This is a genomic window from Amycolatopsis sp. NPDC001319 (genome assembly GCF_042896185.1).
Classification (GTDB): domain Bacteria; phylum Actinomycetota; class Actinomycetes; order Mycobacteriales; family Pseudonocardiaceae; genus Amycolatopsis.
This window is the reverse complement of the sequence record NZ_JBIAWY010000004.1, coordinates 453,318-479,197: the sequence shown is the minus strand read 5'-3', so window position 1 is coordinate 479,197 and position 25,880 is coordinate 453,318. Positions and strand designations below refer to the sequence as shown.

28 protein-coding genes are annotated in these 25,880 nt (G+C 70.7%); 9 read left to right on the top strand and 19 right to left on the bottom strand.

Translation table 11 applies throughout. The features are described 5' to 3' along the window. Window positions 1-128: 128 nt before the first annotated feature. Window positions 129-1,049: a LysR family transcriptional regulator gene (locus ACFY1H_RS17260; protein ID WP_386947390.1), complete on the bottom strand. Its 921-nt coding sequence runs from the start codon at window positions 1,047-1,049 to the stop codon at window positions 129-131. Window positions 1,050-1,717: 668 nt separating this feature from the next. Here ACFY1H_RS17260 and ACFY1H_RS17255 point away from each other — a divergent pair. Together ACFY1H_RS17255 and ACFY1H_RS17250 are read left to right on the top strand one after the other, a co-directional pair. Further along, window positions 1,718-3,262: a trypsin-like serine protease gene (locus ACFY1H_RS17255; protein ID WP_386947388.1), complete on the top strand. Its 1,545-nt coding sequence runs from the start codon at window positions 1,718-1,720 to the stop codon at window positions 3,260-3,262. Between the two features lie 200 nt (window positions 3,263-3,462). Then, complete coding sequence (locus ACFY1H_RS17250) at window positions 3,463-4,071, top strand: hypothetical protein (protein WP_386947386.1); 609 nt, start codon at window positions 3,463-3,465, stop codon at window positions 4,069-4,071. Here the strand turns inward: ACFY1H_RS17250 and ACFY1H_RS17245 are convergent, their stop codons facing one another. Together ACFY1H_RS17245 and ACFY1H_RS17240 are read right to left on the bottom strand one after the other, a co-directional pair. Further along, on the bottom strand, window positions 4,072-4,926 hold the full coding sequence (locus ACFY1H_RS17245; RefSeq protein ID WP_366587329.1) for an LLM class flavin-dependent oxidoreductase: 855 nt from the start codon (window positions 4,924-4,926) through the stop codon (window positions 4,072-4,074). Further along, on the bottom strand, window positions 4,926-5,822 hold the full coding sequence (locus ACFY1H_RS17240; protein ID WP_366587327.1) for an SDR family oxidoreductase: 897 nt from the start codon (window positions 5,820-5,822) through the stop codon (window positions 4,926-4,928). Before ACFY1H_RS17240 ends, ACFY1H_RS17245 begins: the two co-directional genes overlap by 1 nt. A gap of 125 nt (window positions 5,823-5,947) precedes the next feature. Here ACFY1H_RS17240 and ACFY1H_RS17235 point away from each other — a divergent pair, with 125 nt between their 5' ends. Together ACFY1H_RS17235 and ACFY1H_RS17230 are read left to right on the top strand one after the other, a co-directional pair. Continuing rightward, a complete protein-coding gene (locus tag ACFY1H_RS17235; protein WP_366587325.1) occupies window positions 5,948-6,835 on the top strand; it encodes a LysR family transcriptional regulator in 888 nt (295 codons plus the stop codon). 113 nt (window positions 6,836-6,948) lie between these two features. Further along, window positions 6,949-7,236 (top strand): hypothetical protein, encoded by a 288-nt coding sequence (locus ACFY1H_RS17230; protein WP_366587323.1) that lies wholly within the window; start codon window positions 6,949-6,951, stop codon window positions 7,234-7,236. Window positions 7,237-7,659: 423 nt separating this feature from the next. Here the strand turns inward: ACFY1H_RS17230 and ACFY1H_RS17225 are convergent, their stop codons facing one another. The 7 genes from ACFY1H_RS17225 to ACFY1H_RS17195 form a co-directional block, all read right to left on the bottom strand. After that, window positions 7,660-8,082, bottom strand: coding sequence for a DUF5709 domain-containing protein (locus tag ACFY1H_RS17225; RefSeq protein ID WP_366587321.1), 423 nt, complete (start codon window positions 8,080-8,082; stop codon window positions 7,660-7,662). A 77-nt stretch (window positions 8,083-8,159) separates the two neighbouring features. Then, window positions 8,160-9,803, bottom strand: coding sequence for a RecQ family ATP-dependent DNA helicase (locus ACFY1H_RS17220; protein ID WP_386947383.1), 1,644 nt, complete (start codon window positions 9,801-9,803; stop codon window positions 8,160-8,162). A gap of 67 nt (window positions 9,804-9,870) precedes the next feature. Then, window positions 9,871-10,218: a UBP-type zinc finger domain-containing protein gene (locus ACFY1H_RS17215; protein ID WP_366587317.1), complete on the bottom strand. Its 348-nt coding sequence runs from the start codon at window positions 10,216-10,218 to the stop codon at window positions 9,871-9,873. A 42-nt stretch (window positions 10,219-10,260) separates the two neighbouring features. After that, the gene (locus tag ACFY1H_RS17210) at window positions 10,261-10,902 is read right to left on the bottom strand and encodes a DNA-3-methyladenine glycosylase family protein (RefSeq protein WP_386947380.1); all 642 of its coding nucleotides are present in this window, start codon (window positions 10,900-10,902) and stop codon (window positions 10,261-10,263) included. A 31-nt stretch (window positions 10,903-10,933) separates the two neighbouring features. Continuing rightward, on the bottom strand, window positions 10,934-11,707 hold the full coding sequence (locus ACFY1H_RS17205) for an SDR family oxidoreductase (RefSeq protein WP_386947379.1): 774 nt from the start codon (window positions 11,705-11,707) through the stop codon (window positions 10,934-10,936). A gap of 105 nt (window positions 11,708-11,812) precedes the next feature. Next, entirely contained in the window at window positions 11,813-12,838 is a 1,026-nt protein-coding gene (locus ACFY1H_RS17200) for a LacI family DNA-binding transcriptional regulator (protein WP_386947377.1), read from the bottom strand. 114 nt (window positions 12,839-12,952) lie between these two features. Further along, a complete protein-coding gene (locus ACFY1H_RS17195) occupies window positions 12,953-13,732 on the bottom strand; it encodes an IclR family transcriptional regulator (RefSeq protein ID WP_366584219.1) in 780 nt (259 codons plus the stop codon). A 235-nt stretch (window positions 13,733-13,967) separates the two neighbouring features. Here ACFY1H_RS17195 and ACFY1H_RS17190 point away from each other — a divergent pair, with 235 nt between their 5' ends. Together ACFY1H_RS17190 and ACFY1H_RS17185 are read left to right on the top strand one after the other, a co-directional pair. Further along, a complete protein-coding gene (locus tag ACFY1H_RS17190) occupies window positions 13,968-14,402 on the top strand; it encodes a cupin domain-containing protein (RefSeq protein WP_366584218.1) in 435 nt (144 codons plus the stop codon). 49 nt (window positions 14,403-14,451) lie between these two features. Beyond that, on the top strand, window positions 14,452-14,781 hold the full coding sequence (locus tag ACFY1H_RS17185; protein WP_366584217.1) for a cupin domain-containing protein: 330 nt from the start codon (window positions 14,452-14,454) through the stop codon (window positions 14,779-14,781). Between the two features lie 36 nt (window positions 14,782-14,817). Here ACFY1H_RS17185 and ACFY1H_RS17180 read toward each other — a convergent pair whose 3' ends face one another. The 6 genes from ACFY1H_RS17180 to ACFY1H_RS17155 all read right to left on the bottom strand — a co-directional run bounded on the left by ACFY1H_RS17180 (window position 14,818) and on the right by ACFY1H_RS17155 (window position 19,986). Then, on the bottom strand, window positions 14,818-16,542 hold the full coding sequence (locus tag ACFY1H_RS17180; protein WP_366584216.1) for an FAD-dependent oxidoreductase: 1,725 nt from the start codon (window positions 16,540-16,542) through the stop codon (window positions 14,818-14,820). Between the two features lie 60 nt (window positions 16,543-16,602). Then, window positions 16,603-17,358: an SDR family oxidoreductase gene (locus ACFY1H_RS17175; RefSeq protein WP_366584215.1), complete on the bottom strand. Its 756-nt coding sequence runs from the start codon at window positions 17,356-17,358 to the stop codon at window positions 16,603-16,605. 100 nt (window positions 17,359-17,458) lie between these two features. Continuing rightward, window positions 17,459-18,778, bottom strand: coding sequence for an NAD(P)/FAD-dependent oxidoreductase (locus tag ACFY1H_RS17170; protein WP_366584214.1), 1,320 nt, complete (start codon window positions 18,776-18,778; stop codon window positions 17,459-17,461). 123 nt (window positions 18,779-18,901) lie between these two features. Further along, a complete protein-coding gene (locus tag ACFY1H_RS17165) occupies window positions 18,902-19,036 on the bottom strand; it encodes a hypothetical protein (protein WP_366584213.1) in 135 nt (44 codons plus the stop codon). A gap of 34 nt (window positions 19,037-19,070) precedes the next feature. Further along, window positions 19,071-19,364, bottom strand: a complete 294-nt coding sequence (locus ACFY1H_RS17160) for a hypothetical protein (RefSeq protein WP_366584212.1) — start codon at window positions 19,362-19,364, stop codon at window positions 19,071-19,073. Between the two features lie 25 nt (window positions 19,365-19,389). Next, a complete protein-coding gene (locus ACFY1H_RS17155; RefSeq protein WP_366584211.1) occupies window positions 19,390-19,986 on the bottom strand; it encodes a TetR/AcrR family transcriptional regulator in 597 nt (198 codons plus the stop codon). 104 nt (window positions 19,987-20,090) lie between these two features. Between ACFY1H_RS17155 and ACFY1H_RS17150 the strand changes: the two genes are divergently transcribed. Genes ACFY1H_RS17150 through ACFY1H_RS17140 form a run of 3 tightly spaced genes read left to right on the top strand, consistent with a single transcriptional unit; the run spans window position 20,091 to window position 22,633 of the window. Next, window positions 20,091-21,011 (top strand): 2-dehydropantoate 2-reductase, encoded by a 921-nt coding sequence (locus ACFY1H_RS17150; protein WP_366584210.1) that lies wholly within the window; start codon window positions 20,091-20,093, stop codon window positions 21,009-21,011. Beyond that, window positions 21,011-22,093: an enolase C-terminal domain-like protein gene (locus tag ACFY1H_RS17145; RefSeq protein WP_366584209.1), complete on the top strand. Its 1,083-nt coding sequence runs from the start codon at window positions 21,011-21,013 to the stop codon at window positions 22,091-22,093. The genes ACFY1H_RS17150 and ACFY1H_RS17145 overlap by 1 nt, the downstream gene beginning before the upstream one ends. Before the next feature lie 15 nt (window positions 22,094-22,108). Continuing rightward, on the top strand, window positions 22,109-22,633 hold the full coding sequence (locus ACFY1H_RS17140; protein ID WP_386947372.1) for a TIGR00730 family Rossman fold protein: 525 nt from the start codon (window positions 22,109-22,111) through the stop codon (window positions 22,631-22,633). A gap of 1 nt (window position 22,634) precedes the next feature. On the opposite strand, the gene ACFY1H_RS17135 is transcribed toward ACFY1H_RS17140, so the two are convergent. From ACFY1H_RS17135 to ACFY1H_RS17125, 3 genes are all read right to left on the bottom strand, one after another. Next, entirely contained in the window at window positions 22,635-23,471 is an 837-nt protein-coding gene (locus ACFY1H_RS17135) for a formylglycine-generating enzyme family protein (RefSeq protein ID WP_386947370.1), read from the bottom strand. 159 nt (window positions 23,472-23,630) lie between these two features. Next, the gene (locus ACFY1H_RS17130; protein ID WP_386947368.1) at window positions 23,631-24,059 is read right to left on the bottom strand and encodes a VOC family protein; all 429 of its coding nucleotides are present in this window, start codon (window positions 24,057-24,059) and stop codon (window positions 23,631-23,633) included. A gap of 26 nt (window positions 24,060-24,085) precedes the next feature. Further along, window positions 24,086-25,792 (bottom strand): MOSC domain-containing protein, encoded by a 1,707-nt coding sequence (locus ACFY1H_RS17125; protein ID WP_386947366.1) that lies wholly within the window; start codon window positions 25,790-25,792, stop codon window positions 24,086-24,088. Between the last annotated feature and the right edge of the window lie 88 nt (window positions 25,793-25,880).

Sequence of the window (25,880 nt, the reverse complement as noted above, 5' to 3'; positions counted from 1 at the left end):
AAACTTGATCACCGGTGAGACTCGAGTGTGCGTTCTCGCGCATGAGTACACAAAGTGATGACAGCGCTGACAGTGGGTGCGCCCTTCGGACGGTCACACCCTCCACCAGCGGCAATCGGATCACACCGTCAGAACCCCTCGACATCGCCTTCCAACGCTGCCGCGCGGAAAGCCTCCGCCAGCCGCGCCGTGGCGTCCGACGGGCGGCCCGGCAGTCGAGCGAGCAGGATGCGCCGCCGTTCGGAAGGGCCGCCGCGGACGGGGAGGACGCGGACGCCGGGCGGGAGCACCGGGGTGAGGGCGGCGGGCACGGTCGTGATGCCGCAGCCGGCGGCGACGAGGTGGAGCTTGGCGAGCCAGTCGCGCGCGGTGTGGGCGATGTCGGGGCGCTCGTCGAGGCCGGGCCAGACGCCCATGACGGGCTCGTTGCGGGAGCCGGCGATCCAGCGCCGGCCGGACAGGTCGGCGACGTCGATGAACTCGCCGCGCGCGAGCGGGTGGGTGGTCGGCACGGCAACGCACAGGTTGCGTTCGGCGAGGATCTGCACCCGCAGCGCCGGGGTTTCGCTGTCAGGCGGGCGGAACGGCGGCGTCGACGCGATCAGCGCCAGGTCCAACGTGCCCGCACGCAAGGCGCGGACCAGCGCGGGGGTGCTGCCTTCGCGCGTGGTCACGGTGATGCCCGGGTGCGTGCGGCGCAGCTCCGCCAGCGCGCGGGGCACCAGGGCGGCGCCCGCGCTGGCGAACCAGCCGAGCCGGACGCTGCCGTGCCCCTCGGGCAAGCCGACGAGGTCGCGCGCCGCGGCGTCCACCTCGTCGACGACGGCGGCGGCACGGCGCACGACCAGCCGCCCGGCGGAGGTGAGGCGCACACCGTCGTGGCGGCGCTCGACGAGCTGGGTCCCCGCGGCGCGCTCCAGCGACGCGATCTGCCGCGAAATGGCAGACTGCGTATAGCCGAGAGCTGCTGCTGCCGCGGTGAACGAGCCTCGCTCGGCCACCTCGCGGAACACCCGCAGCGAGGTCAGCGACGCGTCAGTGAAGGCCATGACAGTTACGCATACCAGACTCGGTGAACTTTCGCTGGCGGCATGCCCTGTGGCTGCTTGCCGTGAGAGTGCGACCTCTATGCAGATTCCCTTTGGCTTCGCCGGCGTCGCGGCAGAAGTGGCCGAACGCGTAGACCTCGGCGGGCGGCGCGCGGTAGTGATCGGGGCAGCGTCCGGGATCGACACGGAGACCTCTTCGGGATCTTCGCCAGGTCGTGGGGCCACACAAACGGCCGCGGCAGCGAAACTGTCCCGCCCGAACTGATGAAGGCGCCGGAGCACGGCCCGGCGATGCCGGTGCTGGTCGCCACGTCTCAACTGCCGACCTGGAACCTCACGGAAGACCTGGTGCGAGCATGGCCGCCGCGCTGATCACCGGAGCCCCACGAACGCCAGTTGACCCGCTATGGAGCCGCATTGCCATAGGCATTGGGCTGGCGTGGTCTTAAAGCGACAGCCTGAGTGAGAAGAACACCATGCGCGTGTTCGCCCGCGCACTCCGGAATCGGCCGTGCCCTGAGACGGTCTGTGACCGGTCGTAGGCGGCGGAGAGGGGCGTCGCGCTCGGCGAGGACATGAGTCCAGGGTGTTCTGGAGCCGTACCCGTAGACGGTTTTCGGGCGCTGTCACAGGATCGTGACGTTCCGGTCGAGGTGCGCGCACACAGGGTGAGGAGTCTGAGCGGGTTCTGTGATCCACAGGTGAGAGGGAGCCCGTTGAAACTCCGAAGTGTGCTGGCCGCCGTGGCGGCCGCGTTGTCCGTGACCGCGTTGGGTGTTGCTCCGGCATCAGCGATTGTTGGCGGAGTCCCATCTCCGCGTGCGTATCCGTTCACCGGGTCGCTGAACCGACCGGCCGACTCGCCGCGGCCCGACGGGCACGTGTGCGGGGTGACGCTGGTCGCGCCCCAGTGGGTGGTGACGGCGTCGCACTGTGCGCGCAACGATCTCGAGACCCAGGTCGGCTATCCGCACGACTGGTCGGTGCGGCTGGGGTCGGTGAGCGCGTCGTCGGGTGGTGAGGTGATCCCGGTCGAGAAGTTCGTGCGCCGTTCGAACGGCACCCTCCCGCACATCTTCGGAAAGGACATCGCGCTGCTGAAGCTGGCGCACCCGGCGAAGGCCGCGCCGATCAAGATCAGCGCGAAGGCCCCGGCGCCGGGCACACAAGCGCGCATCATGGGCTGGGGCATGACCTGCAACCAGTCCGCGCCCCAGTGTTACCCCGACCACCTGCGCGAGGCCGACACTGTTGTCCAGCAAACATCGACCTGTCAGGTTTCGCTCAGCGACTTGTGCATCGGCGCACTCGACGGCAAGGTCGGCCCCACCAACATGGACTCCGGAGGCCCGGCGCTCGTGAAGGAAGGCGGCGCGTGGACGCTGGCGGGTGTCGTCAGCGGTGGTGACAACGGGCCCGGGATCTACACGAACGTGCCCGCGTACGCCGACTGGGTGCACGAAACCATCGCGGAACGCCACCCGACGCTCGAGGGCGCCGTCAACCTGGGCTCGTGCGCGGGATCGCTGGTCCGCAAGGCCGGCGCGGGTCCGGATGACCCCGCCCTCCTGCTGACCAACGGCCACTGCATCGCCGGCGACCACCCCGCCGTGGGCTCGGCGGTGACCGAGCGCGCGGAGGCCCGCGACGCCGCGGTGCTGTCCGCGTCGGGCGGGATCAAGACGACGCTGCGCACCACGAAGCTGTTGTACGCCACCATGACCGGCACCGACGTCGCCCTGTACCAAGTGGACAAGACCTACGCGCAGCTCGCCGCCGCCGGCGCGAAGGTCTTCGAACTCGGCACGCGCGAACCCCAGCAGGCCGACCAGCTCGACGTCCTTTCGGGCACCCGCGGGAAGACCTGGGCGTGTTCGGTCGCGAACATCGTCCCGGAACTCCGCGAGGGCGGCTACACGCAGCACAACGCGATCCAGTACAGCGAAGACTGCACCCCCGGCAGCGGCGACTCCGGCTCGCCCGTGCTCGACCCGCACACCGGCCAGGTCGTGGGCATCCACAACACCTCCAACGGCCTGGGCAAGGTGTGCGAGGTGGACAACCCTTGCGAGGTCGACGAGAACGGCGTGGTCACCGTCCACATGGCTCGGTCGTACGGACAGCAGACCGCCGGGATCCCGGCCTGCCTCGGCGCGGGGTCGACGGTGGACCTTTCGTTGGCCGGATGCGAGCTGACGAAGCCGAAGGCTTGAGGTGGTGTCCCCGGGCTGCTCGGCGGCCCGGGGTCACTCCCACTTCGTGGTGAGATCCGCACATTCGACGGTCCTGGAACGCCGAGACACTTCCTCGGGACCACGGATCACCCTATCTCGGACGAAAAGGGACAATAGGGATGATCACGAGTAGATCTCCAAGACGGGGATCTCCCCGAAGATCGGGCAGGATTCGGGGCATGCGTTTGCCCAGAAGACTCATCGCCGTCGCCTTTGTGGTGGCGGCCGCCGCGGGGTGTTCGAATGGTGGAGACGGGACGCTGGTGGCGCCACCGCCGAGCGGGAGCACGGCGCCCGAAACGACCACCACCACGAGTTCCGCTCCCCCGACGTCGTTCGTGCCGGCCGCGTCGCCCGCGCGGTTGAGTGCGGCGTGTCCGTTGCTGGACGCCGCCGAGATCGCGCGGGCGCTCACCAACGGGGACACCTACGACAGCAGCGAAGAATCCCCCACAACCGAAAACGGCCTTACTTCATACACCTGCGAATACCACCGTTCCGACGAGCCGAGTTACGAATGGGCGAGCCTGACCGTCCTTGCCGCGCCGGGGAATCCTTCGCAGAAGACGGCGCTGCAGGTGTCCACACAGGAATGCGCTGACAAGCCGCAGACCCTCAGCGAAGCCGCCGTCTACTGCACCAACACGGACAACGGCACCGACATCACCGTGGCCAAGCCGAGTCACGGCGAGACCCGCGTCGTCTTGCTCTCGCTCACCCTGAGGCCGAGCGACGCGTCCCGCGACGGTTACGCATCGCTCGCGAAGACTGTGGCCGGGAGGTTGTGATCAGCGCAGTGCCGGGGCGAGCGCCACGAGGTGGTCGATGCCCGGGCCGAATTCCGTGCCCGCGGGGGACAGCAGGGTGACGTGGTCGGCGCCGGCGTCGAGGTGGGCTTGGACGGCGGCGGCGACGTGGTCCGGGCCGTCGTATGCGACGAGGGTCCGGACCAGGTCGTCGGTGGGCTCGGCGGGGTAGCCGAGGTCCGTGAGTGTTGCCCGAAACGCGGGGCGGTCGAGCCAGTTCGAGACGGTTTGGCGGGCCGTCTCGACCGAGTCGGCGATCGACAGCGCCACGACCAGGAGTTTGTCCGGGCCCAACGTCTGCCGGGCGAGAGCCGTGTGTTGTGGAGGGAGGCCGGCGGGGAGTGCGCCGTCGGCGATGTCGGCGGCGAGGGAGAGCATCTTGGGGCCGTTGGCGCCCAGGATGAGTGGGTACGGGGCGTCAGGGGCGGGTGGCCAGGTTTCGGCGGCCATTCCTTCCACATAGGACCGCATGGTGGCGAGCGCAGTCCCGAAAGGACGGTCCACACTCGACGCCTGCTGCGGGTAGCCGACGCCCAGGCCGAGTGTGAACCGGCCCGGGAAAGCTTGCGCCAGGAAGGAAGCGGCGGCGTGCGCGGTCTGGGGCGCCCGGGCCCAGATGTTGGCAACGCAGGTGCCGAACGCCAGCGTCTCGGTGGCGCCCAGGAGCACCGCCAGCTGGGCGAGGGCGTCTTTGCCGATGACCTCGTTGGTCCACGCCGCGTGGTAGCCGGAGCGTTCCAGGCGGCGCACGGCGGCGCGTTGGTCGTCGGCGGATGGCGTGCTGGTGAAGGTGACCGGAAGGCAGACGCCGACCGGACCGGGTTCGAACGTGGCCATCAGCGGGCGAAGTAGTGGCCGGCGTCCAAATCGGACAGCAGGCCGGGATGCGCCGGCTGCCAGTCGAACTGGTCCTGCGTGCCGACGCTCGACGCCGGCATGTCCGCGGCGAAGATCGGGCCCAGCCAGCCGAAGTGCTCGGCCGACTGTTCGGCCGGGACGGACTCGACCGGCAGGCCGAGGTGCTTGCCGATGCGCTCGGCGATCTCGCGCACGGGGATGCCCTCGTCGCCGACGGCGTGCAGGCGCGTGCCCGCCGGGGCGTGTTCGAGGGCGAGGCGGTAGAGCCGCGCGGCGTCCAGGCAGTGGACGGCGGGCCAGCGGTTCGCGCCGTCGCCGGGGTAAGCCGAAACGCCGCGCGTGCGGGCGGTTTCGATGAGCAAGGGGATGAAGCCGTGGCGATCCTCGTCGCTGTGGACCGACCGGGGCAACCGCACGACGGAGCCGCGGACTCCCCGCGTTGCGAGCGAAACCACGATCTCTTCGGACGCGAACCGGCCGGCCGCGAGGCTGCCGCCTTCGGGGACGGTGTCCTCGGTCGCGACGCCGCCGGGGGTGGCCGGGGTGCCGGAGCTGATCACGAACGGGCGGCCCGTGCCGGCCAGGGTTTCGCCGATGGTCTCGATCGCCAGGCGGTCGGTGCCGACGGAGCGCTCGAAGTCGCTGAAGTCGTGGACGAACGCGATGTGGACCACGCCGTCGGCCGCGGCGGCGCCGGTGCGCAGGCTGTCGAGGTCTTCGAGGCTGCCGCGGTGGACCTCGGCGCCGGCGGCGGTCAGCTTGGCGGCCGACGCGTCGGAGCGGGCCAGGCCTCGTACCTGGTGGCCGGCGCCGAGCAGCTCACGCACGACCGCGGTGCCGATGAACCCGGTCGCACCGGTGACAAACACACGCATGGTGTTGCTCCTCAAACAAGGGATGTTCTGGTTCTTCCACCCTGCCGTCGGATCCCGCACATCGGCCAATGAAACCTTCGTATTGCGCAATACGTTTCATGCATCACAGCAGGTAGAATGCGCACATGCCCGAACATCCGGTCGACCTCGACCTCCGGCTGGTGCACTGCTTCACGGTCGTCGCGGAGCACCGGCACTTCGGCCGCGCTGCCGAGGCCTTGCACGTGACGCAGCCTTCGCTGAGCCGGCAGATCCGCCGTCTCGAGCAGCAGCTCGGCGCGCGGCTGCTGGACCGCACGCCGCAGGGCAGCCGGCTCACGGAGGCGGGCGAGGTGTTCCTGCCGCAGGCGAAGGCGTTGCTGCGCACGGCGGCCCAGACCATCGCGCGCACGCGGGCCGCCGCGCAGCCCAGCCGGCTGGCCGTCGGGTACGCGGGCGGGCTCATCGTCACGCCGGCCGTGCGGGAGATGCGCCACCGGCACCCGGAGGCCGACGTGCAGACGCTGCACATCGCGTTCGACGACGTGCCGGCTTCGCTGCTGGAGCACCGGGTCGACGTTGTGGTGAGCCGGCTGCCGTTCGCGACCGAAGGACTCCACGTCACGGTGCTTTTCGATCAGCCGCGTGTGGTTATTCTCCCACTCGATCACCGCCTGGCGGGCAAGGAGTCGGTGAGCATCAACGACATCGCCGACGAGCCGCTGCCGCGCATGCGGGACATCGACCCGGCGTGGAGCGCGTACTGGCGCATCGAACCTCGGCCCAACGGCCGGCCGGTGCGCGACGGGCCGGTGATCGAAGCGCTGGAGGACAAGTTCGAGCTGGTCGCGTCCGGTCAGGCCGTGGCCATTTCCGCAGGTCACGACGTGCGCTTCCTGCGCCCCGACCTGACCTCGGTCGTACTGGAGGACGTCGAACCGGCGCACGTCGTGCTCGCCACCCGCGCCGACGACCGCAGCCGCCTCGTCGCGGCTTTCCGGAAGTACGCGCAAACACACCTCACGGGCCGCTAAAGTGAACGGGAGTTGAACGAAAGGGTTGCCACCGTGCGCTGACTCCCCGCTCTCGCGGCCGGACCGCCGCTCCCGCGACACGACCCCGTTCCTGCGCACCCCGAGGGACCCCGATGAGCACCGAGAACCACACCGTGCGGCAGTGGCGAGCGCCGAAAACGGTGGCAGAACTGGCGGCCGGCCCGGCCTGGACCGTCGAGCGCAGCCCCACGACCGGCCAGTGGAGCACGGCGGAGTGGCGCCACGGCCGCTGGCAGATCGGCCTGACACCGGTGCGCCACGGCGTGATCGCGGCCATGCTGTGGTCCCAGGACAAGCTGGTGGAACACACGCGCGGCGGCGAGGCCACGATCTGCGAGAAGGTGACTGGCTGGCTGGAGGAGATCGCGCGCAAGGCGTGACTCCCCAGGGCGTGCGACTGTTGCGCTGCCGGACGCCGGATGCAGGTCGATGGACGTCGGGCTGGGCGGGAATCTCAGCGGCGCGCCTTCACGATTGCGAGGCTCGCTGCCCCCGCGCTGGGATGCTCGCGGATAGCGGGCGTGCGGCGCCCGAACGGTTGCCCCCGGCAAGACAGCCACGCCAGATCCCTCGCGCCCCAGGGCAGTCCGGTCGAAGCTCGCGGAAGCCGGCCGAGCGACACGGTGAACAGCGAGACCTCAGCGTGGTAGCCGCGGCGCAGCGTAGGGGCGATCTCCCCGGTGCGACGCACCAATCGGCGGTGTGGGGCGCGGTGCAACCCGGGCCGCGGCGGCTGGAGGAGGTGGTGCGGGAAGGCCCGCACCACCCCGCACTCAGCGGTGTTCGGTGATGCTCGGTGGTGCTCAGTAGTCCTCGGGGTCGTCGACCACGTGGACGGCGGCTTCTTCCGCCGAGGCGGCGCCGCCGTCGAGGCCGACGTCGGAGGCGTAGAGCTCGGCGTCGGAGTCTTCGCCGGTGCCCTCGTCGGCGGCGACCAGGCGGCCGGCGCGGAAGTCGCCGAGTTCGTCGTCGATGAGTTCGCCGTCGGTGTCCTCGCTGTCGCCGAGGTCGTCGCCCTCCTCGGGCTGCACGTCGGGCACCTCGCGGGCCAGGCGGCCCTCCCAGCTTTCGCCCTCGCGCTCCTCCTCGGGCGTGGTGCCGAACTCGTCGACCTCGTACGGCTTCTCCGGCGGCGAGTAGCCCTCGTCGTACGGATCGCCGTCCTCGAGGGTGTCTTCAGGGTCGAGCACGCCGGTGTCGGCGTTGTCCTCGATGTCGTCGTCCACGGACGGCTCCTCTCTCCGGGCGCACCCAGTCTCGCGCCCGAGTCGGGAAGTTACCAGGCGAGCCCGCGCGCGGTTGTTCAGCGCGGCTGGAGGATGCCGGACGAGATCGTCGACGCGGTGAGGTGCTTGTAGCCCACGCTGGGAAAGTAAACGAGCAACTCGTGTTCGTCCTGGGACAACAGTTGTCCGTCTCCCCACAGGCGGTGGTGCACGGGAGCACCGCCGGAGACGTCGGCGCGCTGGTGTTCGGTGGTGTGCGCCGCACGGTCGTTGTCGCAGTTCTCACACGGGGGTGTGTAGTTCTCACCGAAGTATGCGAGGAGTTCCGCACGGCGGCACCGCGTGCTTTCGGCGTACGAGCGCGCGGCCTCGATCCGGCTGGCGAGCACGGCCTGCCGGCGCCGGTCGAGGTCCACGAGCTGGTCGGCGAGCTGGGCCGGTGGTGTGAGTTCGTGTTCGCATTCCACCATGCGGTGGTGGCCCGACCCCGTGACGCCCACGAACCCCAGCTCCGCCAGCTCGTTGACCACCCGCTCGACGGCGTGGGCGGGCACCCCGGCGCTGGCGGTCAGGTCGGTGAGCGCCGCTTGCCGAGGCGAGTTCTCGACCGCGTCGACGACCAGGTGCACGGTCTCCTCGCCCAGGTGCGTGCGGGCGGCGAGCAGGCGCGGGATGCGGATGGTCCGCGGGTCGTGCACGAGGACGGCCACCGCGGGTTCCCCGTCACGGCCGGCGCGGCCGATCTCCTGGTAGTAGTCGTCGATGCTCGCGGGCACCCCGGCGTGCACGACCGTGCGGATGTCGGGCTTGTCGATCCCCATCCCGAACGCGCTCGTGGCCACGACGACGTCCAGCTTCCCGGCGAAGAAGTCGTCCTGCACCTGCGCGCGGGCGGCCGCCGTCATGCCGCCGTGGTACGGCGCCGAGCGGAAGGCGTCGAGGCGCAGGCGATCGGCCAGGGACTCGCAGCGGGCGTGGGTGAGCGCGTAGACGAGGGCCGGGGTGTCGTGCTGGATGAGGACGTCGACGCACCGGTCGTCGACGGCCCGGGCCTCCGGTTTGCTGGGCTGCGTCGGGCGCATCGAGAGCGAGATGTTGGGCCGGTCGAAGTCGGCGACCACCACCTGAGGGTCGCGCATCCCCAGCCGGCGCGTGATGTCCGCCTGCACGGGCGGCGACGCCGTGGCCGTGAGCGCGAGGATCGGCGGCCGGCCGAACTCGGCGACCGCGTCGGTCAGCCGCAGGTACTCGAGGCGGAACTCCTGTCCCCATTCGCTCACCAGATGTGCTTCGTCCACCACGAACAACGTGACATTGGTGATCGCCGCACGCGTCTCGGCGTTCGTGAGCTGCTCGGGGCCCAGGAAGACGAAGTCCAGCTCGCCCTTCTCCAGCCGCGCCAGCGTCTCGCGGCGCTCGTGGACCTTCTGGCTGGAATTGAGGAGCTCGGCGTTGATGATGCGGTCGCCGTAAGGGCGACTCGCGATGGACCGGAGCTGATCGCGCTGCAACGCGATGAGCGGCGAAATGACCACGGTCAGCCCACCCCGGGCGAGGCCCGCGACCTGGTAGATGGCGCTTTTCCCGCTACCGGTGGGCAGCACGGCCAACGTGTCCTGGCCCGCCGCGACCGCGTCGGCCGCCTGCACCTGTGAGGGCCGAAGTGCGAAATCGAACAACGCACCCGCGACGTCGGTGGGATTCGGACGTGAGCTGGTCATGGTGTCGAAGGTACTGTGCCGGCCCGGACGGCCCGGTCGTCACCACGGCCGGGCGCCCGGAGCCGGGTCAGTGAAGCCGGTTGGCCCAGTCCGCCGGCAGCCGGTCGGCCGGACCAGGAGCGGACTGGGTGAGCGGGTGGTGCGTCGGGGCGGCGAGCTCGGGGCCGCGTTCGTACATCACTTCCTCGGCGTAGTCCCAGAACCACTCCTCGCCCGGTTCGAAGCTGCGGACGATCCGGTGGCCGGACGAGGCGGCGTGCGCACTGGCGTGCTGGCCGGGCGACGAGTCGCAGCAGCCGATGTGGCCGCACTGCGCGCAGCGGCGCAGGTGGAACCACCAGCCCTGTGGGCTGGCCGCATCACACTCGGCGCAGCCGTTGCCGCTCGGCGCCACCGCGGGGTCGACACCCTCCACGTGTTTCTCCTTTGCGCGAAAAGTCCTGTGGCACCAGCTTAATCACAACCGCGGCGCCTGCTCGGCCAGTTGCCACAGGTACAGGCACGCCAGCGTGCGGTACGGCCGCCACGGCTCGGCCAGGCGCGTGAGCTCCGCCGGCGTCGGCCGGGTGGCCAGCCCGTAGGCCCGCTCGACGCTGCGGCGCAGCTCGAGGTCCCCGGTCGGCAGCACGTCGGGGCGGTGCAGGTGGAACATCAGGAACATCTGCGCGGTCCACACGCCGATGCCCTTCACCAGGTCGAGCTGCGCGACGACCTCGTCGTCGGGCAGCTCGTTCAGCGCGTCGAGGTCGAGGCGGCCCGACAGGATGCAGTCGGCGAGCGAGCGCAGCGACACCGTTTTCGCGCGGGACAGCCCGGCGGCCGGGCGCAGCTCCTCGGGGTCGTCGGCCAGCAGCTCCTCCGGCGTCGGCAGCCGGCCGCCGAAGCGGTCCTTCAGCTTGCGGAAGATGGCGCGCGACGAGTGGATCGAGATGTTCTGGCTGACGATCGCGCGCACCAGCACGCCGTAGTTGTCCTTCGGGATGTCCGGGTCGCCGGCCAGCGCGGGGTCGGGCGGCAGCCGGGGCGGCGGCCCGACGATCTCGTCCATGGCCCGGCCGAGGACCGGGTCGGCTTCGCGCAGCTGCTCCTCGGGTGTCATCAACGGGATGTTACGCCAGGTCAGGCGGGGTCTAGATCGTCTGCGTCAGGCCACCGTCGAGGATGATGTCGGCGCCCGTGAGGTTGCCGACGCGACCGCTGGCCAAGAAGGTCACCAGGTCCGCGACCTCCTCGGGCCGCGTGAACCGCCCGGTCACGGAGTCGGCCGCCGCCTTCGCCGCGACGTTGCCGGGCTCCGCACCCACCGCGCCCCCGACCGTCTCGGCGACGCCGCCCTTGCCCAGCCACAGGTCCGTGGCGACCGGGCCGGGACTGACCGTGTTCACGCGGACGCCGCGCGCGCCGACTTCCTTCGACAGGGACTTGAAAAAGCTGAGGCACGCCGCCTTCGCCGCGCTGTAGTCGATCACCAGCGGGTCGGGCAGGGTCGCGTTGACCGAGCACACCGTGACGATCGCGCCGGTCCGCTCCAGCAGCGACGGCAGCGCCGCCCGCGTGGTGCGCACGGCCGACATGAAGTCGAGGTTCAGTGTCGCCAGCCAGTCTTCGTCCGTCACGGACGCGAAGCCGTCGGGCCGGGGCCGCACGGCGCCGACGTTGTTGACCAGGATGTCGATCCCGCCCACCCGCGCCACGGCCTCCTCGACCACCCGCGCCGCGCCGTCCGGGGTGCCGAGGTCGACCGCCACGGTCTCGACGGGCAGGTCCTTGAGATCCCCGTCGACGTTGCGCGCCGCCGCGACAACCTGAACGCCCTCCTCGACCAGCGCCCGCGTCACCGCCAGCCCGATCCCGCGGCTCGCACCGGTGACGAGCGCCGTCTTGCCGCGCAACAGCAGGTCCATCGGAGACTCCTTCGGGCTTCGGTCGTGCTTCTCGGGAGAAGCCTAGACAGGGCGCCAAGCCGAGAGCCGCCGAATGCTCGGCTGCAATCGTTCACAATGAGAAAGTCAGTTCGTGCGCAAAGGCGCCGTGGAACGCCGGTTGACCAGTTCCACCGGCAGCACGATCGACCGTGGCCCCTGGTCGGGGTTTTCCAGGTTGTCGACGAGAAGTTTGGCGGCTTCGCGGCCCAAGTCGTACTGCGGAATGCGGATCGTGGTCATCGGCGGGGAAACGTGGTCCATGAACGGGGTGTCGTTGAACCCGATGATGCTCACGTCGTGCGGGCAGGTCATCCCGTGTTCGCGCAACGCGTCGTAACAGCCGAGGGCGATCAGGTCGTTTCCGGCGACGATCGCGGTGAACTCGATCTTCTCGTCGCGCAGGAGTCCACTGAGGACACGGTGCCCCTCGCGTTGCGACCACGCGTCGCACTGCGCCACGCGTTCGGGTTCGCGGTCGAGGCCGTGGTCGGCGAGGCCCTGCACGAACGCGCGCTTGCGGTGCACACCGGTCGACAGGTCCTGCGGGCCCGCCAGGTGGATGATCTTGCGGTGGCCCAGCTCCACGAAATGGCTGAGCGCGAGGCGGACGCCGTGGTCGTCGTCGGCCGTGACCGACGGGATGTCGCGGCGGTCGACGGTGCGGTTGACCAGCACGAGCGGGTGCCCCTGGCCGGCCATCTGCTCGGCCGTGTCGTCGTGCAGGCGCGACCCCGCCGAGATGAACCCGTCGACGCCGCGGGAGAGGAACGCGTCGATCGACGCGGCCGTGATCTTCGGATCGTCGTCGGTGTTGGCGATCCACGTGCTGTAGCCGCGTTCGCGCAGGATGTCCTCGGCGCCGCGCACGATCGGCGGGAAGATCGGGTTGGTCAGGTCCGGCAGCAGGATGCCGATCGCCATCGACCGGGCGGTGCGGAGCGTGCGGGCGCTGAGGTTGCCGGAGTAGCCGAGTTCGGTGGCGGCCCGGAGCACACGGTCGAGCGTCGCGCTGTTCACCAGGTGGCGGCTGGTCTCGTTGAGGGCCCTCGACGCGGTCGCGACGTGGACCCCGGCGCGCGCGGCCACGTCCTTCAAGGTCGCTCTTCGCACGACGGCAGTATACGCAGAGGAGCCGCGCGGCCCGCCGATTTCAGGTGCGATTCTCGCGCCGGTCTTGCCGCAATCGGGCGCGGGTGTCGCCGATTATCCTGCAGACGATTGCGGTCAGCGCGACGTACTCGCCCAGCGGGCCGACTCGTTGATGAGCCGCGCGCTGATCAGGCCGGCCGCGTTGGTCACCGACGAGCGGGCCGACGCCACGACCGCCGTGGTGAACATCGTCGCGGGCCCGGCCAGCGAGACGCCGCCGACCGAGTGGCCCGACGCGTCGAAGATCGCCGCGGCCACGGACATCCGGTCCTTCTGGAACGACTTCGACACCAGGAACCCGTCCCGGCGGGCGCGGATGAGCTCGGCTTCGAGCTCGTCGAGGTCGGGCGGCGGCGTCGAGCTCTCCGCGCAGCACTTCTCGACGTGGGCCACGACCTTGTCGAACGGCAGCCACGACAGCGCCGCCTTGCCGCACCCGGTGAGGTGCGCGGGCGCGCGCTGGCCGACGCGGTTGTGCATCGGGACCTTGCAGGTACTGGCGTTGCGGTCGAGGTAGACGACCCAGCCCTGCGTGAGCTGGCCCAGGTGCGCCTCCTGTTCGGGCGCGCGGACCAGGCGGTCGAGGATGCCCTCGGTCGCGCGGACGAGGCCGGTGCGTTCGATGATCTGGCCGGCGAGCTCCAGCAGCAGCGGGCCGAGCTGGTAACCGTTGCCCGAATCCTCCAGCATCCCCTCGGCGACGAGGGTGCGGCACAGCTCGTGGGCGGTGCTGCGCGGGATGTCCGCGCGGGCCGAGACCTGCCGGACCGACAGGACACCCACCGTGGGCGAGAAGGCGCGCAGCACCTTGCAGGCCTTCACCACCGACGCCACGCCACCACGCGTTTCATCCATCCGGCCACGATAGGTCGGGTGCCCGCGTTTCGGCTGGCGAGCGTCCGGCTCTGCCGGACACCAGCGGAATGTTCGCCGATCACCGCCGGGTGTTCGTTCCCGCACGGCAGATGGTCCCCATCGCACCATTCCCGGCCGGAAAACCACAAGGAGCGGTGGCGCTGTCACAGATCGCGCCCGCGTCTTGTCTCAGCTCACGGAAGGACAACCGACACCAGGTCCGTGAAGGAAGCTCATGAGCGTGGAACATTCGCACCACCTGCCGAACCCCAAGTCGAGCGCGCCGCCGCCGAAGATCGAGCTGGTGGCGACCGCGGAGGGAGCACCGGCGGCGCCCGAAGGGGCCGTGCCGATGACCATCCTGGTCACGCTGCCGCCGGGCAGCGACGGGGCGCCACCGCACCGGCACTCGGGTCCGGCGTTCGGGTACGTACTCAAGGGCGAGATCGTCTTCGAGCTCGAAGGCGACCCGGAGCGCGTCGTGAAGGCCGGGGAAGCGTTCTGGGAGCCCGGTTTCGACGTGATCCACTACCAGGACGGCAACAACCTCGACGACGCCGAGTCCCAGTTCGTCGTCACGATGTTCTGCGCACCGGGACAGCCGATGCTCATCCCGGTGAGCGACGAGGAACTGGAGCAGCGCAAGCACCTGCGAGCGCCCCGCCCGTGACCCGGAACGGGGGCCGGCCCGAAAGCCGGCCCCCTCGGCAAGGAGCACCATGAACCTGATCACCCTCGCCGAGACCCACGCCGGACTCGCGGCGCAGGCGTCCTCCGGGCGCAGCGCCGTGACCGTCCACGGTGGACACGAGCACGCCCTGCGCCAGACCGTGATGGCGTTGCGCGCCGGCGAACACCTGCACGAACACGAACACCCCGGCGGCGAGACCACCGTGCTTGTTCTGCTCGGCCACCTCCGCCTGGTCACCGGCGCCGAAAGCCGAAGCGCGGCACCCGGCGACTTCCTCGTGCTCCCCGAGCGAAGGCACCGCCTCGAAGCCGAGACCGACGTGGCGATCCTGTTCACCAACGTCGTGCGACCCCGATGAAGAAGGGGCTCTCCCGGTCAGGGAGAGCCCCTCGGTTCACTCGACCAGCTTCCCTTCCGAGGAAACCTCCCGCGTCAACGCGGCGATCTCCGGAGGCACCGGCGGCAACGCTTCCCGCTCGATCCGCCCGGGCCCGGACCACACGAGGTTCACCCGCATCGACTCGTCCAGCTCCGGGTAGTCAGAACGGTTGTGGCAACCCCGAGTCTCGCGCCGCTCCACCGCCGCCTCGAGTGTCGCCCGGCAGGCCAGCGCCGAGGACTTCAGGTCGAACGCGTGCGCGAGATCCTGGAACCCGGCCAGGTCCGGGTGGACCCCGACGTTCTTCATCCGCCCCTCGAGCGCGTCCAGTTCGGACAGTCCCGCGAGCAGACCCTCCTCGTCGCGCACGACACCCGCGTGCTCGGTCATCGTGTTGCGCAGGGAACGCTGCAGGGCCCGGACGTTCTCCGGGCCGTCGGCCGCCAGCAGCTCGTCGACCTCACCGCGAGCCTCCGCCAGCGCGCCGGCGGAACGTCGTTGCGCGGAAAGAGCAGCCGAGTACTCCGCCGCGGCCTCGCCGACGATCCGGCCGTACACCAGCAGCTCGATCAGCGAGTTGCCGCCGAGTCGGTTGGCGCCGTGCAGACCGCTCGCGGCCTCGCCGATCGCGTACAGGCCTTCGACACCCGTGCCGTGGTCGGCCGAGCGCACCCAGACGCCACCCATCGAATAGTGCGCGGTGGGCGCGATTTCGATCGGGCTCTTCGTGATGTCCAGCATCTGCAGTTCCAGCAACGTCTGGTACACGCGTGGCAGTCGCTGCATGATCGTCTCGCGCGGCAGGTGCGACACGTCGAGCCACACGCCACCGTTCGGCGTGCCGCGGCCCGCCTTGATCTCGGTGTACGCGGCCAGCGCCACGCGGTCACGAGTGGACAGTTCCATCCGCTCGGGGTCGTAGCGCGCCATGAACCGCTCGCCCAACGCGTTGCGCAGCTGGCCGCCCTCACCGCGGGCGGCTTCGGACACGAGCGTGCCCGCCGCGTTTTCCGGCTCCAGCAACCCGGACGGGTGGAACTGCACGAGCTCGGGGTCGCGGATGCGGCCGCCGGCCAGCACGGCGAGGCGGAACGAGTCGCCGGTGTTCTCGTCGCGCCGCGAAGACGTGCGGCGCCAGATGCGCGTGTGCCCACCGGCGGCCAGGATCACCGCGTCGGCGTGGATCACGTACCGGGTGCCGTCGTCGAGGTCGAAACCGTACGCGCCGAAGACCACGTTGTCCTGCACCAGGATCCGCGTGATGTAGACGTTCTCGAGCATCCGCACGTCGAGCTGCGCCGCGCGGTTCACGAGCGTGCGCTGGATCTCCAGCCCGGTGTAGTCACCCGCGAACGCGGTGCGCCGGTAGGTGTGCGCACCGAAGAACCGTTGGGAGATGCGGCCGTCGGCCTCGCGGGCGAACGGCATGCCCCAGCGTTCGAGGTCCTCGATGCCACGCGCGGCGTTCTGCGTGACGACCCGCACCGTGTCGGGGTGCGCCAGGAGGTAGCTCTCCTTGATCGTGTCGGCGGCGTGCTGCTGCCAGCTGTCCTCGGGGTCCATCGTGGACAGTGCGGCGTTGATGCCGCCGGCGGCCAGCGTGGTGTGGGCGTCGCCTTTGGCCCGCTTGCCGACCACGAGCACGTCCACACCCCGCTCGGCCAGCTCGATCGCGGCGCGCAACCCGGATCCGCCCGTGCCGATCACCAGTACCGACGTCGCGACCTGCTGTTCTGTCATCGGGTTACCTCCTGACGGGATGCGCGGGTGGCACCGGAACGGGACCACCCGCGCGAGGAATCACTTCCTGGGCGGGTTGGCCGGGAGCCAGTCCGCGAACTTGATCTGCCCGAGCTGGGCCCCCTCGTCGGGCAGGAGGCCCTTCGGGCCCGGCTTCTCGCCGAAGTAGCGGGCCTCGGGGTCGACGGTGACCTCACGCGGGTCGTTGCGGAAGGCCAGGGCCTCGCGCACCCAGCTCTCCATCGTGAAGACCTCGGGACCGCCGATCTCGGTCATGCCGTTGAGCGGCGTCCCGGCGGCGACCTTCGCGACGGCGCCGGAAACTTCGGACGCCGCGATCGGCTGGATGCCCGCGTCGGGGAGCTTGACGACGTTGCCCTCGGTGCCGCCGTCGGCGATCGCGCCGACGAACTCGAAGAACTGCGTGGCCCGCACGATGGAGTAGGGCAGGCCGGAGTCCTTGATCAGCTCCTCCTGGGCGACCTTCGCGCGCAGGTAGCCCGACTCGGGCAGGCGGTCGCTGCCGATCACCGACAGCGCGACGTAGTGGCCGACGCCCGCGTCCTTGGCGGCGCCGGTCAGGTTCGTGGTGGCGGCGCGGAAGAACGCCATCACGTCGTCGTCGGCGAACGACGGCGAGTTCGACACGTCCACCACCACGTCGGCGCCCTGCAGCACTTCCTTGACGCCTTCGCCGGTCACGGTGTTGACCCCGGAGTTGGGCGACGCCGGTACCGCCTCGTGGCCGTGCTCCTTCAGCAGGCTCACGACCCGCGAGCCGATCAGGCCGGTACCGCCGATGACGACAATCCTCATGATGCGCCTTTCGCTGGGTGTCCCCGGAGGGCCCGGGGACGTCGCACCAGCCAGGACAAGGCGGACCGCGGATCTGTGACAGCATCCGCGCGGAAACCCGTCACCTGATCGGGTCACCTCCGGAGACAAAGGCGTCGCGCGGGTGCTCGACCGACGCGAGCGACACGATGTCGCGGCCGAAGAACGCCGCCGTGAGCCAGATCGCGAGCACGCGCACCTTGCGTTCCCAGCTCGGCACGGCCAGCACGTGGTACCCGCGGTGCATCAGCCACGCGAGCAGGCCCGTGATCACGATCCGGCGGTACTGGAAGATGCCCTTGCCGATGCCGAGCGTCGCGACGGAGCCCAGCCCGTGGTGGAGGTACTGCTTCGGTGTGCGACCACGAACATGCGCTGTGAGGTTTCGAGCAAGCAGCTTGCCCTGGCGGACGGCGTGTTGTGCGTTCGGCACCGTCCGCGCCCCCGGAACAGGCGACGCGAGGTCCGGCACGGCGGCGTCGTCGCCCGCGCCCCACGCGCCCGGCACCGGGTCCGTCTCGGTGCCCACCCGCAGGTCGGCACGTACGACCAGCAGGCCGCGCTCGTCGATCGGCAGGTCGGTGTGGTTGTGCACCACGGGGTTGGCGGCGTTGCCCGCCGTCCACACGATGAGTGCGGAATCGAACTCCTCGCCGGTCGAGAGCACCACGTGCCCGTCGACGGCCGAGCGCAGCTGCGTGTTCAGGTGCACGTGGGCGCCGCGCTGTTCGAGCGAGCGGACCACCCACTGCCCCGGCTTGTCGGTGACCTCGGGCAGGATCCGGCCCTGCGCCTCCACGAGGTGGAAGCTCAGCTCGTCGCGGCTGATCTCCGGGTACGACTTCAGCAGCGCCGTCGCCAGCGACAGCAGCTCCGCGAAGCCCTCGACGCCCGAGAAGCCACCGCCGACGAACGTCACCGTGAGCAGCTTCCGCCGCGCCGGCCCCGGCTCGAGCGCCGACGCGCGGTCGAAGGACGTCAGCAGCCGGTCGCGGATCGCGACCGCCTCCTCCACGTGCTTCATCCCGATCGCCTCCTCGGTGACGCCGGGGATCGGGAACTTGCGCGTGACGGCGCCGGCCGTCACCACGATCTCGTCGTACTCGAGCTCGAACTCCGGCCCCTCGGCCGGCCGCACGACCACGCGGCGGTTCGCGTGGTCGATCTCCGTCACCGCGCCGGCCACGATCCGCGTGCGCTTGAGGTGGCGCCGCAGCGACACCGCCGCGTGGCGCGCCTCGATCGACCCGGCCGTGACCTCGGGCAGGAACGGCTGGTAGGTCATGTACGGACGCGGGTCCACGACAGTGAGCTCCGCCTCCGAAGGCCGCAACCGCTTCTCGAGTCCCCAGGCCGCGTAAAAACCCGCGTACCCGCCGCCGACCACCAGGATCCTGCGCATCTCGCTCCTCGCTCTCTTGCCCTGCACTAGGGAGACAAGACAGCGATGCCGGATGTGACAGGTTTGCCCCGTTCGAGTGGGCACCGTCACGGGGTGGCCGCCGCGGCGCCCACCCCACGCGGTTCACGCCGAGGTCGGCGCCTCCGCCGCGGCCGGAACGGCGGCTGCCGACGGCTTCACGAAGCGCAGCGCCACCAGGCCCAGCGCGGCGAGCACCAGCGGGATCGCGAACAGCTCGAACAGGCCGACCCCGACCACCCCGCATCGACCAGGACGCCCGCGACCCGCGGCGTCACGATGGCGCCGATGCGCCCGACGCCGACCGCCCAGCCCAGCGCCGTCGAGCGGACACCGGCCGGGTAGAGGGCCGGGCCGAGCGCGTAGAGGACGCGCCGAGTGCGTACAGCAGCGTGCCCATCAGCACCGCAACCACCAGCGTCGCCGTGAGATTGCCGAGCACGACCGCCATCGCCAGGAACACCACCGCGGCGCCGGCGAGCGTCACCACCGCGAGAACGCGGCTGCTGAACCGCAACGCGACGACCGTCATCAGCAGCGAGCCGGCGACGCCGCCCAGGTTGATCATGATCCCGCCGTGGTGAAAGCGCTCGTCAATCCTCAGTGGACGGTGCGGCCAGGCCGGCGAGTGCGTTGTCCGCGATGGACTGCAGGGTGGCGCGGCCCGGGCGGGTCTTGGCGAGGACGTTCATGCCCTGCACGACGGCTACGAGCAGGGGCGCGGACTCGGGGCCGGCGCCCGGGCGGAGTTCGCCGGCGGTGCGGGCGCGGGTGAGGGCGCCGGCGAAGCTGGTGCGGAGGTTGGCGAGGTGCTGTTCGAACATCGCGGCCAGCGCGGGGTCGCGGTCGGTGAGCTCGACGAGCGAGTTGGTGACGAGGCAGCCCCAGCGGCGGCGGCCGTCGACCATGGCGTCGACGAGGTGGGCGAAGTAGTCGCGCAGGCCCTGCATCCCGCTGGGGGCGACGTTGAGCCGCTCGACGGCCTCGGCGGACACGGTGGCCGCGTAGGAGCGGAGTGCGGCGACGAACAGGTCGTGTTTGTTTCCGAACGCGGCGTAGACGCTGCCGGGCTGGATGTCCATGGCCTGGCACAGCGCCTGGATCGACGTGGCGTCGTAGCCGCGCTGCCAGAAGGTGTCCAGGGCGACGCCGAGGGCTTCGTCGACGTCGAAGGTGCGTGTGCGTCCCACGCCGCGATAGTAGAGTAAGCGTTCAAGAATATCGACACCGCCGATCCAGCGTGGTAGAAATCCAAGGCACGTAACTTGGACGAGCGATCAACTAAGGGGATCACATGCGGGTCGTGGTGATGGGCACCGGCGGGGTGGGCGGCTACTTCGGGGCCCGGCTGGCCCACGGCGGCCACGACGTGAGCTTCATCGCGCGCGGCAAGCACCTGGAAGCGTTGCGCGCCAACGGGTTGAGGGTCGAAAGCCCGCTCGGCGACCTGCACCTGCCGAAGATCGACGTGACGGACGACCCGACGCGGCTCGCGCCCGCCGACCTCGTGTTGTTCGGCGTGAAGCTGTGGGACACCGAGACGTCCGCGGAGCTGATCAAGCCGCTGCTCACCGACCAGACGGCCGTGGTGTCGTTCCAGAACGGCGTGGTCAAGGACGACATCCTGCGCCGCGTCCTCGGGCCCGAGCACGTGATCGGCGGCGTCTGCTACATCGCGGCGACGATCGCCGAGCCGGGCGTCATCCGGCACACGGGCACGCTGCAGAAGCTGGTGTTCGGCGAGTACGACGGCACCAGCTCCGCACGGGTGCAGAAATTCCACGACGCGTGTGCGGAAAGCAACATCGACGTGGAGATCAGCACCGAGATCGAACAGACCATCTGGGAGAAGTTCGTGTTCCTGGTCGGCCTTTCCGGCACCACGAGCACCGCGCGCACCACGATCGGCCCGGTCCGCGCCAACCCGCGTTCGCGAGCGTTCCTGCACGACGTGATGGCCGAGGTCGTCGAGGTCGCCCGCGCCCAGGGCGTGGCGCTGCCCGCCGACTACGCCGACGACCGGCTCGCCTTCACCGACGGCGTCCCCGAAGGCATGACGTCCTCGATGCACCACGACCTCGAACGCGGCAACCGGCTCGAGGTCACGTGGCTCAGCGGCGACGTCGTCGAGCGCGGCAAGGCGCTGGGCGTGCCGACGCCGTGCAACCGCGCCATTACCGACATCCTCGCCGTGCACAGCGAAGGCCACCGCTGATGAGCCTCACGATCCGCTCGGTCGACGCCACGCTCGTGCTGGTGCCGATGCGCCGGCCACTCGGCACCAGCGCCGCGCGCGTCACGGCGGCGCCACTGCTGCTGCTCGACCTGCACACCGAGGAAGGCGTGACCGGGCGGGCGTATTCGTTCTGCTACCTCGAAGCCGCCGGGCACGCCGCGGCCGCGCTGGCCCGCGACGTGCACGAGGCCTTGGCCGGCACCCCGGCCGACCCGGCGGCCGCGCGGTCGAAACTCGAGGCGAGGTTCAAGCTGCTCGGCGTGCGCGGGCTCGTCGCCGCGGTGGTGTCGCTCGTGGACACCGCATGCTGGGACGCGCTCGCGATTGCCGCCGGCCTGCCCTTGGCGCGGCTGCTCGGCGCACCGCTGAGCCCGATCCCCGCGTACAACAGCAACGGCCTCGGACTGATCGAACCCTCGGCCGCGGCCGACGAAGCCCAGGAACTCGTGGCCGAAGGCTTCCGCGCGATCAAGATGCGGCTCGGCCGCGCGCCCGCCGACGATCTGGCCGCCGTGCGCGCGATCCGCGCGGCGGTCGGCCCCGACGTCGAGGTCATGGCCGACTACAACCAGGCCCTCGACCTGCCCGACGCCCTCGCCCGCTGCGGCGCGCTGGACGACGAAGGCCTGTCGTGGATCGAAGAACCGGTGCGCCACGACGACTACGCGGCCAACGCCCGGCTCACCGCCACCCTGCGCACGCCCGTGCAGATCGGCGAGAACTTCGCCGGCCCGCGCGCGATGGCCGTCGCGCTGGAGCACGACGCGAGCGACCTGGTCATGCCCGACCTCGACCGCATCGGCGGCGTCACCGGCTGGCGCGACGCCGCGGCCCTCGCCGACACCCGCGGCATTCCCCTGTCGTCACACCTGTTCCCCGAGGTCAGCGCCCACCTGCTGGCCGCGACGCCGACCGCGCACCGGCTGGAGTACGTCGACTGGGCCGCCCCGGTCCTGCGTGAACCGCTGCGGATCACCGACGGCCACGCGACGCCGCCCGACCGGCCCGGCAACGGCCTGGAGTGGGATCCGGAAGCGGTCGCGCGCTACCGCGTGGGCTGACTTTATAGTCCGGCCATGAACATCTGCGTCTTCCTCTCCGCCGCCGACCTCGACGAGCGCTACACCGAGCCCGCGCGCGAGTTCGCCGGGCTCGTCGGCAAAAGCGGCCACACGCTGGTGTGGGGCGGGTCCGACAGCGGTCTGATGAAGGTCGTCGCCGACGGCGTGCGGGCTTCAGGCGGGCGCCTCGTCGGCATCTCGGTCGAGCTGCTGCGCGGCGCCGCCCGCAAAGACGCCGACGAAATGGTGATCACCGCGGACCTCGCCGAACGCAAGGCACTGCTGCTCTCGCGTTCCGAAGCCGTGGTCGTGCTGGCCGGCGGCCTCGGCACGCTCGACGAGGTCACCGAGGTCCTCGAACTCAAGAAGCACGGGCTGCACCACAAGCCGATCGTGCTGCTCAACACCGACGGCTTCTACGACGGCCTGATCCTGCAGCTGCGCCGCATGGAGGACGACGGGTTCCTGCCGCTCCCGCTCGACGACCTCGTCCACTTCGCCGCCGAACCCGCCGACGTCCTGGCGTACTTGGAGTCCTGAGTCAGACGTCGGCGGCGGTGCGGAAACCCGTGTTGCCGCTGGAAGAATCGGGCGTGTTGCCCATGCGGGCGGCGACGCGGTAGCGGTTGCAGTAGGACTCGTGGCACAGGTAGGACCCACCGCGCAGGGAGCGGTTCCCGGGGTCGAACCGGTCGGCGCACCACTCCCAGACGTTGCCGGAGACGTTGTACAGCCCGAACCCGTTGGGCTGAAAGGCATCCACGGGCGCGGTGCCGACGTGGCCGTCCTCTTCGGTGTTGTGCACGGGGAAGCGGCCTTGCCAGATGTTGCACCGGTGCTCGCCGCCGGGGGTGAGCTCGTCGCCCCACGGGAACCGTGCCTGGTCCAGCCCGCCGCGCGCCGCGTACTCCCACTCGGTCTCGGTCGGGAGCCGGCGCCCGGCCCACGCGCAGTAGGCCAGGGCGTCGTTCCAGGACACGTGGACCACGGGGTGGTCCCACCGGTCCTCGACGCTGCTGTGCGGTCCTTCCGGCGCCCGCCAGTACGCGCCCGCGACCCCGCACCACCACGGCGTCTGCTCCGGCCGCGGCGAGATCTTGCGCAACGTGCCGGGGACGAACTTCGCGAACACGTAGGTCCAGCCGAACTCCTCGGCTTCGGTCCGGTGGCCGGTGGCGTCGACGAACTCCGCGAAGCGCGCGTTGGTCACGGCGTAGGCGTCGATGGCGAACGCCGCCACCGTGACCTCGCGCACCGGGCCTTCCCGGTCGTCGGGGAACCCGTCGGCGTCGTCGGTCCCCATCCGGAAGCTGCCGCCGGGCAGGGTGAGCAAACCGTCGGCGTTGGTCGCCGGCCCCGCCGGAACCTCGGCGGCCACGGGATGGTGTGAAACGCGCGAAGGTGGACAACATTCGGACACCGGCTGGGAACCTCCTCACCCGCACCGTAGCTTCCCGAACACCCGGTGGCCGTTTCCGCACACCCCTCGCGAATTCCCGAACACTCCGCGGCGGTTTCCGCACACCCGCCGGACCCGTCAGGCGCGGTAGCCGACCTCCTGCACCACCCACGTGTTCCCGTCCGGGTCCGCGAAGTCGAAGGCGCTCGCGTAGTCGCGGCGGTCGGCGTCGAGGCCGGAGGCCCAGTCACCCTGCCAGTCGGCGAGGTTCGCCTTGTGCCGGAAGTCGCCGACGGGGACGCCACGGCCGGAGAGCTCGCTGCGGGCGGCTTCGAGGTCGGCGACGACGAGGTAGGTGGTGCGCGTCGAGCCGGGAGCGGCGTCGGTGAGGCCCGTGCCGAGCTGGATGGAGCAGGCGGAGCCGGGCGGCGTGAGCTGGACGACGCGGTAGCCGTCCTGCGGGTGGTAGTCGACGTCAAGCGAGAACCCGACCTGGTCGGCATAGAACTTCAGCGATTTGTCGACGTCGCCGACGGCCAGCGTGACGACCTCGAGAGCCCAGTTCATCGTGGTGTTCCTTTCGAGCACAGGGGTTACATGTCCAGGACGAGATCGGTGTGCGGCGCGGCGCAGCACACCAGCGCCTGCCCCGGAGCCGGCGGCTCCAGCGGCGAAGGCGAGTAGTCGACGGACCCGGAAAGCACCGGCGTCACGCACGTGTGGCAGACGCCGCTGCGGCAGCTCCAGCGCGCGGGCACGTCGCACGCCTCGGCCAGCTCCAGCAGGCTGCCGCCGGGGAACGGCGCCGAGATGCCGCTGCGCGCGAACGTGACGGTCGGCCCGGTTCCGGGCGGCCCCTCCGGCGCGTGCGGCGGCCGCGTGGTCTGGCCGACGAGGCCGGGATTGATGGCGTCCAGCGCGCCGAACAGCTCGCTGTGGATGCGGGTCGGGTCCAGACCCGCGGCGGTGAGCGCGGCGGTCATGTCCGTCATGAACGCCGTCGGACCGCAGACATACGCCGACGCGTCGGCGGGCACGCCCAGCTCCACCAGCGCGTCCTTGGTGAGCCGCCCGGTGTGGGCACCGGCCGAGGTGCGTTCCTCCACCGTCGCGGCGCTGTAAAAGATCTCCGCGCGGCCACCGGGCAACGCGGCGAGCAGCGACCGGGCCTCCGCGGCCATCGGGTGCTCCGCCGGACCGCGCGCCCCGTGGATCCACCACACCTCGCGGGTGCTGTCCTGCGCGGCCAGCTGGTGCAGCATCGCCAGCACCGGCGTCACGCCGATCCCGGCGGACACGAGCAGCACCGGCGAAGACCCGTCGCCGAGCACGAAGTCGCCCCGCGGCGCGGCGACGTCCAGCACCGTGCCGGCCGCCAGCTGCGTGGTCAGAAACGTGCTGGCCACGCCCTCGCGCTTCACGCTGATGCGGTAGCCGGCGGAGCCCGGCGCCGACGAGATCGAGTAGCTGCGCACCGGGGCCGGCGTCGCGGCGCCCGGGACCCGCAGCGTCAGGTACTGCCCGGCCAGCGCGGCGGGCAAGGCGCTGCCGTCGTCGGCCTCGAAGTACACCGACGTCACCGAGGTGCTCTCGGGTCGCACGGCCGTGACGCGCAGCGGCCGGAAGCCGTCCCACGCGGGGCCCGGCGCTGTGGTGCCGATGCCCAGCAGCTCCTCGAACGACTGCCGCCACCCCGGGCTCAGCGCGGGGATCCCGGCGGCGACGCGCAGCTTCTCCCCGTCTTTTTCAGGCAGGTACAGCAACGCGTCGGTGTCGGCCACGCTCAGCGCACCCGGCCCGGTGCGCGTCTTCACGATCGGGTCGCCGGCCGCGACGTTGCCTTCGCGGATGACGCGGAAGTAGAACCCGGGCCGGTGGTGGGCCACGAGCAGCGCGGGCAGCTCCGGCTCGCCGAGCCGCATGCCGACGCGGTAGCAGGTGACCCGCGGCTGCGTGACCTCGAACTCGGCCTCGCCGATGCGGTAGCGGTCGCCGATGCACACCTCGTCGTCGGGCAGGCCGTCGACGGTGAAGTTCTCGCCGAACGAGCCGTACTCGAGGCCGTCGCGGCCGAAGTGCCGCTCCCAGTGGCGGTACGAGCCGATCTGGTAGACGAACACGGCTCGCTGCTCGCCACCGTGGCCGCCCTTGTCGCCCTGGCCGTCACCGTCGATGTTGAGGCGGCGCACCATGGCCGGGCCCTCGACCGGCTGCTTCCACACTCCCGTGTAGACGGTCTTGCCCTGCCAGGACACGTTTTTCGGCGTGCCTACGTTCACCGACAGCACTTTTGCGGTCATACCAGCACCTCCTGCGCCGCGAAGACGTACCACTGTGACACGGTTCCCCCCGGTTCCCTCGGCTCGTTCGGATTCGGTAAGGCCCGCC